The sequence below is a fragment of the Sphingobacterium sp. G1-14 genome, assembly GCF_002196555.1.
GTDB lineage: Bacteria > Bacteroidota > Bacteroidia > Sphingobacteriales > Sphingobacteriaceae > Sphingobacterium > Sphingobacterium siyangense.
The window spans coordinates 2,109,815-2,126,087 of record NZ_CP021381.1 but is presented as its reverse complement, the minus strand read 5'-3'; the positions used below and the strand labels follow the sequence as shown (position 1 = coordinate 2,126,087).

The following is a 16,273-nucleotide window of genomic DNA, read 5'->3' as shown; positions in this document are numbered from 1 at the left end:
TAAATGACAGGGATTACAGGCAACTTTAGGTTAAATTAAAGTTTGATTAGAAGGGATTAGAAAATGATTAGAACTGGGGGAATAATAGCGATACCGTTGTACCTAGATCATTTGAACGAATATCAAAGTCTACCCCTTGATCCTTAAATACAATCTGCGCAAAAGAGAGACCGATGCCGCTGCCCTTAACTTTACCAACATTTGATCCACGATAGAAAGTCTGTTTCACAGACTCCAGCTCGGCTTGTGGGATACCAATACCATGGTCTATGATTTGCAAAGACAGCCTGCCATTTACACCTGTCATTCGGACAAGAACTTCCTGCCCATTTGCATATTTAAGTGCATTTTCGATTAAATTGGAAATAGACAGACTAACGAGCATCTTATTGCCCCGAAAATTAAAGTATCGCGGTTCATCGACCTGTATATCGACTTTCAAGGGCACGGCAAATGATCTCGAAAACTTAGGTACAAGATCCCATACGATCTCGTCTATGCGAAAGGTTTCCAGTGAACGTTTCAGGGCCTGATCTTCGGTCAGCAATAGAAAATTACCAATAAGCTGATTCAGAAAATTCACATGCTCAGTAATGGTTTCGGCCAATTCATGATATTCTTCTTCACTTCTGACCTTTGTACCGAAGACCTCCATTGAGCCCAGGATTCCCGCCAAAGGTGTTCGAAACTCGTGTGAAACATAGCTGACAAAGTTCTTTCTAATAATCATATTTTCGCTGATCCGACGTAGGAGCGCATTATAACTTTCAATAAGATCTTGTAGTTCGTCCTTCGTTTTTATAGTCGTCAGGGGCTCCTGAATCGTGCTTAAATCCTTATGCCGAATTTCTTGGATCACTTTACGAATGGGGAGATAAGCATATTTACTCAGCCAAACCGACAACAAGGCAATACTGATCAATGCAACGAGAAAAACAAAGACAAGCGTAATGAGCAAACGATTCAACTGATGATCAAAATCTGCGCTCGACTCTTTGACAAACACAAAAAAATCGCCCTGATTGTCTGGATAATACAAACCAAAATAAAAGCTATCTTCTGTTTTAAAATAAATCGTTTTGTCTGATTTCAGCTGGCTCAGCAAATCCTTATTAATTTGACTATCAAAACGCATACCGCCATAACTTACTTTTCCTTCGGCGTTATAAACTGCTACCATGGCACGTTTAACCAGGCTTTCATATTGATTTTTAGATTCCAAATGCTTTAGTGGGCTCTGCTCATCTGCCTCGAGGTAATATATACCAGCTATTTTCGCATTTTTTTCGAGGGAACTGATCAGATGTCGTTCCGAGGAATTATAAAATATCCAGTAGATGACTAGCGTTGCAAGCCCAAAAATAATGGTGAATACCAGCGTAGAAAAGAGTGTAAGCCGAATTTTTAAATTCATTGTCAGTCCGTTGTAAGCATATAACCGACTCCTTTCACCGTTTTGATAATGGAGGTATCGCTCCCTTCATCAACCTTGCCTCTTAGATAAGAAACGTACACATCGACGACATTGGTGCTGTTATCAAAATCGATTCCCCAAACGGCCTGCAAGATTGCAGTCCGTGAAAGCGTTTTATTTCGATTTTCGATCAGATACTTAAATAGTTTAAATTCTTTGGGAGAGAGATCGACATTTTTACCATTCTTATGAACTTCATAACGTTCAAGATCCACTTTTAAATCACGAATTTCTACGCTACTGTCCTTTGGCACGTTTTTATAATTGTCCCGGCGTACCAGGGCTTTGATACGACTCACCAATTCCTTAAAGGAAAACGGCTTGACGAGATAGTCATCGGCACCACTTTCCAAGGCCTCGACCTTATCTTCAATCTCCCCTAAAGCACTCAAAATCAATATCGGAATATGATTTTTTCGATACCTGACCATCTTCGTAAACTGGATACCATCAATTCCGGGCAACATGATATCAAGTACAATAATATCCAAAGAATCTGCATTGATCCATTCACGTGCAGCTTCCGCAGATTCAACTAAAATGACCTGATGCCCCATTTCTTCCAGACCTTTCACCACAAAGCTGCTAATCCGGCGATCGTCCTCTACTAAAAGTATCTGCATATTATACGCTGTTTATTTTTATGCGGGATTATAAAAATTGCGAATTCCTCCCGGAATTCTACAAGTATACGAATTTACAATTTAATCGTCCGGTAATCCACAGCCCCCTTCTCCATAAATCCTCTAAGCTAATTTTTAGACATACATCCAATCAACACGAATCTATTTTGGATAAACTATTTCGTATAGTCCAAATTGGTTATATTTAACCTAACAACTCGAAAAAGATTAAGATGAATACAGTATTGCCTCCCAATAAGAAAAGACGTGAAGAAATTACGATAAAATATTTTGAGTTACTGGATCGTCATCTGGCGGAATTGATCAGCGGAGTCAGTATAGAAATGCTGGAGCTTCAGGACATCGCAAACATACTTTGTATCTCACAAAAGCATCTCATCAAGATAATACAGGAAACGTCAGGGAATCACCCTTGTCATTTTTATGTACAAAAAATATTGACCTGCACCAAGAGCCTACTCGCTAATAACGAGTTAACCATATCGGAGATCGCACAAAGGCTGACCTATGACCCTTCCAACTTCACCAAATTTTTCAAAAAATATGAGGGCATGTCCCCTTCACAATTTCGTCAATTGCAAAAAGCGAAAAGTTCACCATAACGGAGCCCTTAACATTTGTGAAATTTGCTATAATCAAAATTTAAATTATTATGGCAAGAAATGATGTAAAAGGAAAAGTTGTCCTCATTGCTGGAGGTGCAAAAAATCTTGGTGGATTATTAAGTCGGGATTTTGCAGCTAAAGGGGCAAAACTGGTAATCCATTACAACAGTGAGAACACCAAAGCAGACGCTGACCAAACACTGGAAGCGGTAAAATCCGCAGGTGCAGAAGCAATATTAGTCCAAGCTGACCTGACCAAAATTGAACATATCACGAAACTTTTTGATGTTGCTATTGAGCAGTTTGGTGGTGTAGATATTGCAATAAATACCGTTGGTAAAGTCTTGAAAAAGCCAATTGTGGATACCACAGTCGAAGAATATGACAGCATGAGCGATATCAATTCAAAAGTTGCCTATTTTTTTATTCGGGAAGCGGGTAAAAAACTGAATGCAAATGGCAAAATCTGTACTATTGTAACCTCATTATTGGCAGCCTATACAGGATTATACTCTACTTATGAAGGACTGAAGGCTCCAGTAGAGCATTTTACGAGAGCTGCATCTAAAGAATTTGGTGAACGAGGAATCTCGGTCACAGCTGTGGCCCCGGGGCCAATGGATACGCCTTTTTTCTACGGGCAGGAAAGCGAGGATGCTGTTGCCTACCATAAATCTGCATCAGCATTGGGCGGACTAACAGACATAAAAGACATTGCCCCCTTGGTGGAGTTTTTGGTCACCGATGGCTGGTGGATAACGGGGCAGACAATATTTGCCAATGGTGGTTATACAACACGCTAGAACAAAAAGAGAAAGCATCCTTTTCAGGATGCTTTCTAGGTAAACATCTTTTTGAAGGATTCGCCAATAACGATAATTTTGCCTTCATATTTATGGACTAAAACTGCTCCAAAAAACTGAGATACTGCGAAACACTTTGCGCTATCCATTCTTTGGATGACTCTTTTTCTATTCCGTAAAAGACGAAAGGCTTTTGATAATTCGCTTTAACATAGTCAAAAGTAATTTCAAAAGGACTTGTTAATTGCTCCATGCTATATTTATACTTACCCTTAACCCCATACTCCTGCTCGTCTATCCCAACCGAAATCGCCAATGCGATTTTCTTTCCTTCCAGTTTATACCCGCTTTTTTTACCGTAAGCCCACCCGTAGGTAAGCACCTCATCCAACCACTGCTTAAAAAAAGGCGGACAGTTAAACCAATAAAAGGGGAATTGAAATACAATTTTATCATATTTCTCCATCATCTGCTGTTCTGCCACGACATCAATTTTACCATCCACATAGACTTGGTGCAACTGATGGATATCATAACGATCGGATTGGTTTTCCAATGCCTCAACCCAACTTTTATTCACGAGGGAGGTGGCAAAATTAGGGTGAATAACGACTATTAATGTTTTCATATTTTTATTTATGTATATATGCACAAGTCACCAGGTCTAGCCAATTCATTGCGGCAATTTTAATAAACGACATGACTGTGATTTAAAAGTAGCGACATAATTCTTATTTTGCCCTATCAGTAACCCAATGTTAGGTACTATAAAAAATGTGCGTATGACTAAAATCAAGACGAGTTCCACTAACTTTTCAAATAAAAAGCAACTTGAGCGTAATTGCCCCGAAGTCTTTGCCGCTAATGTGATTGGCGGTCAATGGGCGCTAGCCATTTGTTGTTATCTCATCAATGGCGCGCTACGTTATTCTGAAATCAAAAAATGTTTACCTGGTATCACTGAACGTATGCTCACCCTACAATTGCGAAAGCTGGAAGAGGATAACATTATAAAACGTACTGTATATGCAGAGGTACCGGCACGTGTACTCTATGAGCTGACTGCGCTGGGTTATGAACTCAAACCAATTATTCAAGAACTTGGGAAATGGGGAGAAAAGTTACAACAAGTTCAAAAATCATAACGTCTAGCGGACAAAAATATAGTTTGTTTTTAATTGATACATCGTGCCGTTACCAGTAATTGGCCAACATGGCGCTGTGCATGCTCAGCAGCGTGGAACAACAAACCAATCAAGGTCGTAGGGATCCGTTTTCTACCCAAAAAACGCACTTCCGTCAAGGTTTCCGGATCAATTATCGCTAGTTTTTGCACGGATTGCTGAATCTGTCGATGTAAGTTTTCTACAAGCGCTGTTACGCTCACATCGCTATTTTCTATACCTTCCTTATGGAGGTCCTCAAATTGCTCATCCGACAAGGATTTATTTTCGGCATAAGTAAACATGCGATCGATCACCCCACAAATATGTTGCAGGTGAAAACCTATACTGGCATTGCCCCCCGGTTTTGTCCAGAGATGCGCTGAGGACAGCTGCTTAGTATACTTTAAAACATCCTCATCAACTTGCAAGAGTGCATGAGCAACAGGTTGGAGAAGAGCGGGAATCCCTTCAATAGGTCCACGCATCCATACTTCTAAATTTTCCATGCTTCTAAAATAGCGAACTTTCTACAACTGATGCTTTTTAAAGTCCACGAATTAAAATCCCCGAAGCCAAAGCGTGCAAAAAAAATGCAGAGAGCAGTCCGTTTTCGTAAAAAAAGACAGTTTACTCTTATAAAAATAGGTACTTCCTATAGCTTGTTTAAAGAATATTAAATTATTTTTTAAAATAAATTTGCATAGTGTAGGAAATACACTTACCTTTGTATCATCATAATTTAGGTTTATAATTGGTTATTTAAGGTTTTCATTCTCCCCGTTTGAAAACCTTTTTTTTAAATGACCAAAAAAATATAATCTTCCAGCACTATTTTTATCATCCTACCGAATTGACAAAAACAGTCTCTCCATTATTGCTATATCATAAAAGTGTTATTTAATCCATATACCGTCAAGGGTATAGAGGTCAGCAGATTCCAATACGGCTTCACCATTAAAAGCTACCAGCTGATAAGTTAAATTATTCCGATCAAAATTATAATTTATAGGCATATAAACTTCGCCATTTTGTGCGAAAAGCTCGAGTCCTGTCCGATCGACAAGCAACTTCAATGCGAGTTTTTTATTTCGCAGCGGTACCTGAGCCCTTACATTATCAACAAGGAGCTCTTCGGTCGAAACGTTATAATTAATTGCCAAGCCCCTCACATTGATCTGAATATTTTTGGCTTGTTGTGGATCGATGACCAAATCCAATTCAGCAATTTCAGCGTTGAACTGCTGAAACAAACTTGAATCGTTCGAACTAATTTTCTTTCGGCTGATGCTGAGTTTTTCTTTTCTTAATTTTTGCAATTCTGTCACCGGCTCCCGAAAAAGGCGAATACCCTTTTCCGTACTTTTCAATTTGAGTTCCATCGGCACACTCATGGATTGATTAAAAGCGGAGTTCCCTTGATTTGTATGTGTGCGCCACCAGCCGATTTCAATGCGTCGCTCCTTCGGTTCATTGCTAAAAGTTTGCGCGGCATAATAATCACGACCATATTGACTAAACAGGCGCTCGATCTCAGGATGAAAAGATTTTCCATCAAACTCTCCGATCGCATATTGGCTATTAGCCCCCGTCAAAACCCATTTTTTATTGTTCGGGTTACCGTCTACCGCTAATTCAAAGAATTCGGGACACTCAAATAAATAACGGTCATTACCCCGCCCGCCTTTTATTTTGCTCGCAAATGTCCACATTTTCAAATCCTTTGAGGTAAAAATCTGCATCGTGTGTTGTTCCTGGTCCTCTTCAACATAAAGTACAAGAACCCATTGCTTCGAGGGGCCATGCCAAATTACCTTCGGATCTCGGTTTCCTGCTGTTATTTTATCCAAAATATGGTTTGGCATTTTCTCAAATTTCTGACCGTCCAGACTATATGCCAAACCCTGCCCCCATGATTTTTCCGCAGCCGTATAAAACAGGATCATAGGGCTTGTTACTCCATTTTTTCCAAAACCAGCGGTATTGTTACTATCCACTACAGCTCCACCGCTAAACATCACGCCAGATTCGTCTGGATATAAAGCCTCTCCCAATTCCTTCCAATGTAACAGATCGGAGGACACGGCATGCCCCCAATGCATATTGCCCCAATTGGTTCCATAGGGATTATGTTGAAAAAATAAGTGATATTGTCCATTAAAAAAGACCAGACCATTCGGATCATTCAACCAACCTCTCTTGGCCGAAAAATGAAATTGTCCCCTCCGATCTTCAGCATAGACCTTATCGGTATCATCGGTATCACTCTGTGCAATAGGATTAAACAAAGGAATTTCTTTGTCTGATGTATTTGCCACCACCTTAAGCTGCTGTCCCTTCCACTTCCCTATATCAAGATAGGCTATCCAATCATAGGTACTATCAGCCAGTTCGGCATCAAACCACCTTACTTTATCATTTCCCAGCCATACCTCAACATGACGTTTGGGAGCACCATTTTTAATTGGAATTTTAAGATACCGATGGGTTGCCTGAAAAGATTGGGTTGATGAACTTTGACCATTGGCATTAAGGACCAATGCTACAATGCCTATAAAGAGCAGGGATACTTTATACATGACGTTAAGGTTTAAAAATTGAATTGCTGCATCACAAATATACCTAAGGGAGGAGAATTACGCTCTACTAGGACTGATCAAAATAGCGCTGATTTGTCTCAATTTGCTTGGGATTATCATGCTTTTTCCTCCTTTCCAGTTCTTTTATATAAAGAGCAAGCAAATCGTATATTTCAGGAAAGACTTTTCATTTCAAAAACAAAAAGGGCAATGTTCACATTGCCCTTTACTTTCTATGCCCAGTTACTGGTCCATTACATCTTATAATACTGCTCCCAGCCTCTCGCAGGTGGAGGTCCAGCTAAGAGTGCATTGGCAAACTTATCATTAGTCACTTCTTTTGTCTGTGTATTCAAGATCAACTTACTGTTTAAGCGTTGTGCAATTACACCCAAACAAAATACTTGGCTCAGAGGACCTGCAATTTCAAAAGCCGAGCGGGTCTTTTCTTCACCTTTACAACCTTTTAAGAAATTGGCAAAGTGATTTGACGGTGATTGTGGTACTTCCGGTAACCGAGACTCCATTTCCTTGGCTTTCGTTGCTGGAATAATCTGCAAGGTGCTAGCATGAGAGCCACCTTTAAATATCAAATCCTTGCTATAGATAATTTTCCCAGGATTTAGTTTGGCGGGTTCCAATTTCCCTGTACTTGGTGCAGGAATATTGGGATCCAGTCCGGATACACCGTAGCCTTCCGGTATAGGAGGCAAATTATCCAGTCCATCATACCAATTGATATCTACTGCTGGCATCTTTTTCCTTTTTGGGAAATGAAATTTCAAGGTCGAAGACATGGGGAAAAAATAGGAATTATACCCATCGAGCTTCACAGCGGACACTTCTGTAGGAAGCCCCAAATCTAAAAATTCATGCGCTGTATCCAATATATGTGCACCCCAATCACCCAATGCCCCCATTCCAAAATCATACCAACAGCGCCATTGACCATTCACAAAATCCTTATTATAATTATGGCCTATGGTCTGCATTTGCCAAAGATCCCAATCTAATGTTTCGGGCACCATTTCAGCGGCAGGAAAACCCTTCATATTCACATCCCAGCCATGCCATCTACGCGGCATATTCATGTGGGCATCGATGCGCGTCACATCCTTAATAATACCGGCATCTTTCCAGGCTTTAAACTGAAAGTAATTTGCTTCGGAGTGCCCTTGATTTCCCATTTGGGTAGCAAGTTTAGGGTTTTTCCGGGCTTTATTTGCCATCAGTTCAACTTCAAGGAATGTTCTCGCCATTGGTTTTTCCACGTAAACATGTTTACCCAAGTCCAGTGCAAGCATTGTTATGGCAAAGTGTGAGAAATCGGGAGTTCCGACACTTACAGCATCGATCTGATTTCCCATTTTGTCAAACATCACTCTAAAATCCTTAAACTTAGGTGCATCAGGAAACAAGCCCAAAATTTCCTGTGTATGTTTCGCGCCAAGATCTACATCACATAGCGCGACAATATTACAGAGTCCTGTTTTATACAGCTCTTTAATGATTTCTGCGGCCCTATTTCCTAAGCCTACACAAGCTAAGTTGACACGCTCATTTGGTTTGGCCAAACTGACATTTCCCAATACACTATTGGATAGCATAACCGCTCCTGCAGCGATAACAGACTGTTTAACAAAGCTTCTGCGCGATAAATAATGATTCATAAGAGATAAGCTTAATTGGGTGTATTGATTTTTATGCTACGAAATGAAACCCGATCGCCATGGTCTTGGAGAAGAATAAAACCTTCCTTCGCTTCACCAAAATTTTCCCAATCTTTATATTTGCTGATCTGAACCAAATCTTTAAACGCTTTGGAGCCCCGCTCATAAGACAACATCTTGATTCCATTTAAATAATGTTCTACTTTGTTATCTGCTGTGACCACAACTCTACCTCTATTCCACTCACCGATGGGTCTGCGCGCACGCTCGTCACGATTGGATGTGATGAGATCGTAAAGCGATGCCAATGTACGATTTCCGTCTCGTCCCAACTTCGCATCAGGGTGTAAAGCATCATCCAGTACTTGATATTCCAAACCAATAGCTGATCCTTTTGATTTTTCTTTTAAAGTCACAAAATACTTAACACCGCTATTCGCTCCCGGACTAAGCTTAAATTCAAATGAAAGATCAAACACGGCGTATTTATCTTTTGTGACGATGTCACCACCATTGGTTGACTCCCCGCCGTCGGATTTCAGAACAGTCATTTGTCCATCCTTAACTTCCCAGCCACGTTCCGGAAATTTATCGCCATGTATACTCCGCCAGCCCTTATTGGTTTTACCGTCAAACAAAAGCTTAACCCCCTTCTTCTTTTCAGCATCAGCCAAGTCATTTGGCTTCAAGTTCACGATATAAAGATCTTTTGGAAAACCTTTTGATTTGAGGTCGGTTGTTTTTATTTTAATATTCTTAAAGTACACTTTCTTTCCGTCCAGTTTAGGTGGAATACCATGCACCTGCAAGCCGATAAAACCAGACCTATCGATCGTATCAACGACATAAGCAACAGGAATATCATTGATCCAAGTGCGCAGTTCATCACCAATGGCTTCAATTCGAATATGATTGAATTCCTCTGCTTTATAGGCTTTTTTTGCATTTTCATTTAAATCAAGTGGATAAATCCATCCACGACGCGCCTCGTCATATATTCCACCCGTCCATGCACGTGAAGAGGGGTCTATTTCAACTTGCCTTCCATATACGCGTCCGCGCCCATCATTAGCCTTTGGATCAAGATGGCTCCGTGTCTGAATACCTGAGTTTGTTTCGTTGCCTTCAAGTTTAACATCCAGTTCCAATATGAAATCACCATACTCTTTTTCAGTGATCAAAAAAGAATTGGGCGTACCTTTTGTCATTCTGCCGACAATAGCATCACCTTCAATAGAATAGGGAGCTTTTCCTCCGACGGATTTCCAGCCATTCAGCGTTTTTCCATCAAAAAGGTTTGTCCAACCTTTCTCATTACTTTTATCTGCCTGAGCATACGACAAGACAGCATTGCTGACCATAGCTGCCATTAAAACAGATTTAAATAGTGCATTTCTTTTCATTGTAAAATTTAATCTTGGGTCTATCAACCCGGTTTATTTATTCATCATTGGTTCGTCAATCAGAACAAAATCGAGACCTCCTAAATTGAAAACCTGTAGACGGTGCTACGTGTAACTTTCAAGCCGGATAGGACTTTATTTACTTATTGGCTATTGATTCAATTGACTTAGTCAAACAATATATTAATTAATATAAGCGAAATGAATTAAATGATATGATTTATTTACGAAAACGTTTGAATCAGTATAACAAACAGATCATTTCATTCAAACATAGAGCGAGCACAGTCAAACCCAATTATTTATGCCCTGTCAAATAAGGGACACAACAATGTTCCGGATCAATAATGCAAAATAGACCTCGGTTACTACCTATAATAGCGTATGGACAAATTAGGTTCAACACCCCTATGCTCCTACTATGTAAGTAATATGGATCCACAGTGAATGCACAGTTAAAAAGTGGAATCACTGTGGACTCAACCTGCTTACAGTACGAATTTGATCATACCAAAGTAATGAGGTGGTACCTAACTAATCCCCCATAAATATGGAGAGATGCTACAAACTTCAAATAAAATGCGATAATTCGTTCATTGAGGTACTTATACGAGCAATTTATATTATATTGGAAAAGCAAATAAAAACAATCAGTAAAAAATTTGGAGAATACGAAAATTATATACAACTTTAAAGCACAAACACCTGCTCTAAACAGGCTACAAGTTAACAAAGGAAATTTTTTATTTTAAAACGAGGATTTTATCTTAGAATCGCTCATAGACAAAAGTCTAAATTAGTTTTTTTGCAGAAAAACTTACTTTTACTTAATGTACAAACAGTAGCATATAAAATATGACAACCAACCCCATTAAGGTATATACAGTAGTTTCAAAAGAAGTAAAAGAAGATCCAGATTTATTCACCAATCTGGAAGGTGTCTTCTCAACATATGAAAAAGCACAGGAATATATTGATCACTTTTTTGGTAATGCTAAATATGGTTATCGATCTATTGTTACGACTTATTTAGATCCCTTTCAGGAAGAAATCCAAAATAACGATTCTTATTATAGCATTTCATCTCAATTAATGGGGCCGCATTTAGAAGTTGAGATCTGTAAAACTTCTTTTGCCGTCGTCCTCTCTGAAGTTGAGCAACTGCGCATCGATCCAGCAACCTCTGAGAAACCGCTGGAATTAAACCTGCATTGTTTTGCAGTTTCGGAAGAAAAGGCAATGGAAAAATTCGAGAAATTAGCTAAAGCTTATGCTAACGAACACAACATTCAATTTCAAATTCAACCCTTCCGTATTGCAGATTCAGACCAATGCTATTAACCTGTAATTACAGTAAGATTTTAGCAGGTTTTTCAGAAGTTTATTTTTTTTCGGATTTCACTTAAATATTCTGGTGTGAACCCCAGGTATGAGGCAATGAGGTATTGCGGAACACGTTGGACAAATTGGGGATATTTACGGCGCATATCATGGTAAAATTCCTCTTTGGATAACGAAAATAGGTACTTAACCCGCATTTGTGCCGCAGCATATGCTCTTTGGTACACAAAGCGAAAATATCGTTCCATGACAGGAAATGCCGCGAGCAATTTTTCCTGATTTTCTTGGCTGATATAAACCACATCGGACTTTTCCACCGCCTGAATGTAAAACGAAGTGACAAGCTTATGTTCGAAAGCCATATTATCTGTCATCCACCAATTTTCTATAGCGAATTCAGTTGTTTGTTCAACACCTTTTTCATTGACAAAGAATTTACGTAAAACACCTTTCAATACAAAAAAATGATATTTGCAAACCTGACCTTCTTCCAGTATGTTTTCTTTTTTCGCGACCGATTTCATGTTAAAGTAACTCAATATTTCCTCTAATTCAATCGGATCGATATCGATAAATTTCTTCAAATGTTCTCTAAGTTCTTCCAACAGTCCATCAATTTATTGTACAAACAAAGCTACTCATTCATTTTATCAAAAAAAAGAAACGCGGTACCATTTCAATTAAGCTCAATACGGAAGGGATGACAAGATAAATTCAAGTAATACGAATAATCATTCAACAAGCACGATTCATAAATCGGAATAGTTTCAATGGCTTTTACCCCCTACCTTTATAACAGGTACTCCAATAATATGATTAACAGATTGGAGCTATGATGAAAATGGCAGGCTCCATTTTTTGCAGAGTTTGTACTTTTTGAAAAAAGAGAAAGCAATGATCAAAATTAATTTTAGCAAAGGAAAAATTATCATTAGCATGCTGCTATGTTTTCTTCCAGTAGTCATTGGGTTATATGCCTGGTTATACTATGATTTTATTATTAAACTAACCTCGACGATATGGGTACTCGTGGCCGCATCGGTTTTTTATCTTAGACTACAACAGTTAAACCGCTATCGAAGAGGAGAGGCCGCACTCATTATAGATGAGCATATATTACTAAACAACAGCATATTGAAACCGAAGCAAATCCCATGGACGGATATCGATTATTTTGTTACTGGTTTATATCGGACAAATTCTATTTTTATAAAACTAAATGACCTTTCATCGCTAAGAAAAGAAAAAACAAGCCGTCTAATTCATTTATTAAGCTTTATTGACTGTAATCTATCAACAAAACCTGCATCTTTTTGGATCGACATAGATGTCATCGATATCAAAGAAAAGGAGCTTATGGCTCTGTTGCTACAGCGACTAAAAATGTAGCTGTACATCGGCGTTCCCCAAAAAAAGGTAGTCTAAAAAAAATCAGCCCCTTATCCATATAAGTGGGCTGATTCGCATTTATTATATCTAACACGGTTACATCAGAAAATATCCTTGCTATAAAAACGCAAAATTTTGAGATTTAGTACTTTATTTAATTCTTCAAATCAATTCAAAAATATTAGCGGTTCAACCGTAAAAAACCATCTACGCGGTAATATAGATAACCTCATGGGCTTCTGTTAACTGGGGAACTTCCAAATTATGAAGCATTTTATCCAAGACAGTTTCTGGTAGTGGGTACTCTCTATCGCTATTCTGCGCGCGCCAAATCTTATAGGGTTTTTCAACGTATAACAATTTCACATAAGCTTGATAGCTGACAAAAAGATCGATCAATTGTTTTCGCATCTGGGAAGTTATATTGGTGGCATTCCAGATAAAATCCTGTCCACAGCGTAAGTATTTTTTTGCCTGCTCTTTTGCTTCCTGTACAACCCATCCGTTTCTCTTTTTATCAGTAGGATCAATGCGATATTTGCGTCTGATGTCATCCAAACTAATAACAGGGAGGTCAGTATTCATCGCTAAAATCTGATAATCTTTGCCCATTCCCGGCAAACCTGAAAGTACAGTCACGGTGGATTTGAATGTATCAAAAGGCACATAATCAACATAGCTATTGTTTCCATTAAAATATGTAAATCGTGCATTTTCGGACAAAAAAGAACGTGTGGCATCCCAGCAGCCAATCTCTTTACTATACAGTTCGAACATATCCAATGCGTAGAGCAAAGCATCCAAATCGGCACAGTACCTTCCTTTAGCATCTGCTTCGGCCAACAACTTAAGTTGGCCCATATTGACACTCAATGACGCCTCCAAGGCGCTCTTCATTGGATCGACTTTTTCCATCAACCACAATGGCAACCCATGATAGCGTACCAATGCGACAATTTCCTCCCGTAATGCAAAAGGGGTCTCCACATCACGAAATAAAATCTCCCGTGCGGTCTGTGCTCCTCTTTTGGCATGATTTGGAGAGCTGATACGACCATCTGCAGCGACAATTGTCGTTGATCTCTTCTCGACATCATGCAATAAAGCGGAAGCCCAGAGGAGCTCCTGCTTTTGATAATCCAGATTCCGGTATTCAGGCAATCCTTCCAGCTGCTGTAATACCATTTGGGTATGAATCGCGACATTCCCTTCGGCATGATGTAAAGGGTCTTGTTGTACCTGTTCCATATCCCTGACCCAAGAAAATTGCTTCTCTAAAGCCGACCAATTCTTATTTACTGCTATTGTCCATTCCATTAGAAATCCCTCCTTTCCCAAATCATTTTTGTTCTTCGCCATGATTTTGTCCAATGTTCGTCGGTCTGGACATGTCCTTTTCTAACATATTTAAAAACATTGTGCTGAAATTCACTGACAGTATACGCATCAGCATTTCTGCAGACTACCCCCTCCATCGTACATGCTTCTCCAGTTTTAGGGTCAACCGATCCAAATTTAGAAGACTGCATGGCCAAATTTTCGACTGAACGCCGAAGTTCCAACTCAGTCAAACCCTTTACAATTTCAAGTTTTAAAACAGGTACAGTAGGCAAATCAAATAAACTGGCATAAAAAGTAACTTCTTCCCATGAAAGCCACTGATCTTTAATTCGAGCAGCAAAAACATAATAATAGTGCTCAAGTTGCACATATTCGATAGAATGCACAGCATAAAGATTTTCACCAAAAAACTCTAAATCATCCAGATCGTTTTTTAATCTAGACCAATGCTCCCGAAGCTGAGCCGTCCATGGCGACGTGGTCGGAGCTGCATGGGATCGTGCAAATACTCCACGCCGTGAAAGGCAATTATTTTCACCATCTAATTTTTCTGTAAATAACAATTTATGGAAAGATTGTATATCCTTCCAATAATGTTGATTAAAACGATCGTCGCTGCTTGTCCCTGGCGAAAATGGGAAATGATAGGTACGACCATATTTTGTTGATTCCATTTTTAAAATTTAAATCCATACTAATAAAATTGAAGACATAGGTGTAGGGTAAACAAACCGGGTAAATCCCGTTGTTTACTTTCTTCCTAAATATCGACAATGCATTACATGACTTTAAATTTTAAAAATTGACAATACTAATGATCTATTGCTACAAAAGTATTAAATTTATCTTAAAAACATAAAACAGAAAAATGTGACGAATACCAGCAAAAATGTGATGAATCAAATGTTTCTTCATCTTTTAGCTGGGATTCTATTTTTGTTTCTATAAAATAGAATTTGATTTTACTACCTTTAAGCTGAAAAGTATCAAACCGGCTTTATTAACTTTATACAAAAAAGACACTACATAATTAATCCATTATTTAACCATTCACGTCCGATTTTGCGGTGTTACGGCAAATAGCCAAGATTGCATACAGCATTGGACTGTCAAATGATCATAAATACAGGGACTAAAAAATAATTGATCACATGGATACATATATCGTGTTAAAAAGGTTCTCTAGTTTAGAAGAAGCACAAGAATGTCATAAACTACTTTCGGAAAAAGGTGTAACAACGCGGTTGGCAGATAATGTCCCCCCTGTGGATATTACATTTTCTGGAAACACGGTTGGATTTCAATATGAGATTCAAATAGATCCTGCCAATTTTGCAAATGCAGAATCTATTTTAGAAGAGCAGGAAATGCAGTCTCTCCCCTTGGTTGAAGACGACCATTATCTGTATCAGTTTTCCGACCAAGAGCTCTTAGAAATTCTTCAAAAACCCGATGAATGGAACAAATTAGACTACGCACTGGCTAGAGAAATTTTATTAAAAAGAGGGAAAGAGATTGATCAGGAAACGCTAGATCTTTTGAAACAGGAACGGCTCATGCAACTACGGGAACCGGAACCGCAGCAGAAGTATTGGGTTATTTTTGGCTATATTTCAGCCCTTCTAGGTGGACTTTTAGGAATTGCAATCGGCTATATGTTGTTTAGTTCCAGAAAGAGCCTACCGAATGGCGAACGGATATTTTCCTATTCAGATCATGACAGAAAACATGGGACAAACATATTCTATATCGGATTATTCGTATTCACAATATCCGTTCTCATCAAAATGCTCTGGGGATGATAACATAAAATGAATACGATTTACATTTTTTAGCGGAGCAGCTCGAGTGCAGCTTTGTG

The 16,273-nt window shown here is 38.9% G+C and carries 16 protein-coding genes; 6 read left to right on the top strand and 10 right to left on the bottom strand.

The features are described from left to right. Positions 1–67 precede the first annotated feature (67 nt). Together CBM24_RS08895 and CBM24_RS08890 are read right to left on the bottom strand one after the other, a co-directional pair. On the bottom strand, positions 68–1,414 hold the full coding sequence (locus CBM24_RS08895) for a sensor histidine kinase (protein ID WP_088160930.1): 1,347 nt from the start codon (positions 1,412–1,414) through the stop codon (positions 68–70). Between the two features lie 2 nt (positions 1,415–1,416). Next, positions 1,417–2,097 carry a response regulator transcription factor gene (locus tag CBM24_RS08890; RefSeq protein ID WP_088160929.1) on the bottom strand — a complete coding sequence of 227 codons (681 nt, stop codon included), beginning with the start codon at positions 2,095–2,097 and terminating at the stop codon, positions 1,417–1,419. A gap of 233 nt (positions 2,098–2,330) precedes the next feature. Between CBM24_RS08890 and CBM24_RS08885 the strand changes: the two genes are divergently transcribed. Beyond that, positions 2,331–2,720, top strand: a complete 390-nt coding sequence (locus CBM24_RS08885; RefSeq protein ID WP_075991850.1) for a helix-turn-helix domain-containing protein — start codon at positions 2,331–2,333, stop codon at positions 2,718–2,720. Between the two features lie 50 nt (positions 2,721–2,770). Continuing rightward, positions 2,771–3,526, top strand: coding sequence for an SDR family oxidoreductase (locus CBM24_RS08880; RefSeq protein WP_075991849.1), 756 nt, complete (start codon positions 2,771–2,773; stop codon positions 3,524–3,526). Positions 3,527–3,623: 97 nt separating this feature from the next. Here the strand turns inward: CBM24_RS08880 and CBM24_RS08875 are convergent, their stop codons facing one another. Continuing rightward, positions 3,624–4,154 (bottom strand): NAD(P)H-dependent oxidoreductase, encoded by a 531-nt coding sequence (locus CBM24_RS08875; protein WP_088160928.1) that lies wholly within the window; start codon positions 4,152–4,154, stop codon positions 3,624–3,626. Between the two features lie 127 nt (positions 4,155–4,281). Between CBM24_RS08875 and CBM24_RS08870 the strand changes: the two genes are divergently transcribed. Then, the gene (locus tag CBM24_RS08870; RefSeq protein WP_232475736.1) at positions 4,282–4,671 is read left to right on the top strand and encodes a winged helix-turn-helix transcriptional regulator; all 390 of its coding nucleotides are present in this window, start codon (positions 4,282–4,284) and stop codon (positions 4,669–4,671) included. A gap of 29 nt (positions 4,672–4,700) precedes the next feature. On the opposite strand, the gene CBM24_RS08865 is transcribed toward CBM24_RS08870, so the two are convergent. The 4 genes from CBM24_RS08865 to CBM24_RS08850 all read right to left on the bottom strand — a co-directional run bounded on the left by CBM24_RS08865 (position 4,701) and on the right by CBM24_RS08850 (position 10,341). After that, positions 4,701–5,198 (bottom strand): DinB family protein, encoded by a 498-nt coding sequence (locus tag CBM24_RS08865; protein WP_088160927.1) that lies wholly within the window; start codon positions 5,196–5,198, stop codon positions 4,701–4,703. 387 nt (positions 5,199–5,585) lie between these two features. Further along, positions 5,586–7,268 (bottom strand): glycoside hydrolase family 32 protein, encoded by a 1,683-nt coding sequence (locus CBM24_RS08860; RefSeq protein ID WP_088160926.1) that lies wholly within the window; start codon positions 7,266–7,268, stop codon positions 5,586–5,588. Between the two features lie 254 nt (positions 7,269–7,522). Further along, on the bottom strand, positions 7,523–8,938 hold the full coding sequence (locus CBM24_RS08855) for a Gfo/Idh/MocA family protein (protein WP_088160925.1): 1,416 nt from the start codon (positions 8,936–8,938) through the stop codon (positions 7,523–7,525). Positions 8,939–8,949: 11 nt separating this feature from the next. Next, positions 8,950–10,341: a DUF1080 domain-containing protein gene (locus tag CBM24_RS08850; RefSeq protein WP_088160924.1), complete on the bottom strand. Its 1,392-nt coding sequence runs from the start codon at positions 10,339–10,341 to the stop codon at positions 8,950–8,952. Between the two features lie 855 nt (positions 10,342–11,196). On the opposite strand from CBM24_RS08850, the gene CBM24_RS08845 reads away from it, so the two are divergent. Then, positions 11,197–11,682: a hypothetical protein gene (locus CBM24_RS08845; protein WP_088160923.1), complete on the top strand. Its 486-nt coding sequence runs from the start codon at positions 11,197–11,199 to the stop codon at positions 11,680–11,682. A gap of 32 nt (positions 11,683–11,714) precedes the next feature. On the opposite strand, the gene CBM24_RS08840 is transcribed toward CBM24_RS08845, so the two are convergent. Further along, the gene (locus CBM24_RS08840; RefSeq protein ID WP_232475735.1) at positions 11,715–12,287 is read right to left on the bottom strand and encodes a Crp/Fnr family transcriptional regulator; all 573 of its coding nucleotides are present in this window, start codon (positions 12,285–12,287) and stop codon (positions 11,715–11,717) included. A 289-nt stretch (positions 12,288–12,576) separates the two neighbouring features. Between CBM24_RS08840 and CBM24_RS08835 the strand changes: the two genes are divergently transcribed. After that, complete coding sequence (locus CBM24_RS08835) at positions 12,577–13,071, top strand: STM3941 family protein (RefSeq protein ID WP_088160921.1); 495 nt, start codon at positions 12,577–12,579, stop codon at positions 13,069–13,071. 207 nt (positions 13,072–13,278) lie between these two features. On the opposite strand, the gene CBM24_RS08830 is transcribed toward CBM24_RS08835, so the two are convergent. Next, entirely contained in the window at positions 13,279–14,430 is a 1,152-nt protein-coding gene (locus tag CBM24_RS08830; protein WP_232475734.1) for an AAA family ATPase, read from the bottom strand. Continuing rightward, positions 14,388–15,086, bottom strand: a complete 699-nt coding sequence (locus tag CBM24_RS08825) for an RNA ligase family protein (protein ID WP_088160919.1) — start codon at positions 15,084–15,086, stop codon at positions 14,388–14,390. Before CBM24_RS08825 ends, CBM24_RS08830 begins: the two co-directional genes overlap by 43 nt. A 477-nt stretch (positions 15,087–15,563) precedes the next feature. On the opposite strand from CBM24_RS08825, the gene CBM24_RS08820 reads away from it, so the two are divergent. Beyond that, positions 15,564–16,214, top strand: coding sequence for a hypothetical protein (locus tag CBM24_RS08820; protein WP_088160918.1), 651 nt, complete (start codon positions 15,564–15,566; stop codon positions 16,212–16,214). Positions 16,215–16,273: the final 59 nt, after the last annotated feature.